General features: G+C 67.2%; 1 protein-coding gene. It reads left to right on the top strand.

The genetic code is table 11. The annotated features are described in order from the left end of the window. On the top strand, positions 1-250 hold a 250-nt coding region (locus tag C7C45_RS33285; protein WP_167454916.1), incomplete at both ends, for a DUF7507 domain-containing protein.

The raw sequence follows: 250 nt of genomic DNA, 5'->3' as shown, positions 1-250 counted from the left end.
GTGTGGTGAAGTCCTCCACCACCACGTCGATCACCTCGGTGGGTCAGCAGGTCCCCTACCGCTACCTGGTCGCCAACACCGGCGGTGTGACCCTGACCAACATCGGCATCACCGACGTGCAGGCGACGCCGTCCTCGAACGCGAACCTCGGCCCGATCACCAGCGCCGCCACCACCCCTGCGCCCGGCGCGCAGACCGACTGCACCTACACCTACACCGTCACCCAGCACGACCTCGACAACAACGGCGT

The sequence above is a fragment of the Micromonospora arborensis genome (genome assembly GCF_003205615.1).
Lineage (GTDB): Bacteria > Actinomycetota > Actinomycetes > Mycobacteriales > Micromonosporaceae > Micromonospora > Micromonospora arborensis.
Note: the sequence above shows the minus strand (reverse complement) of the source record. Positions and strands in the feature narration are given on the sequence as shown.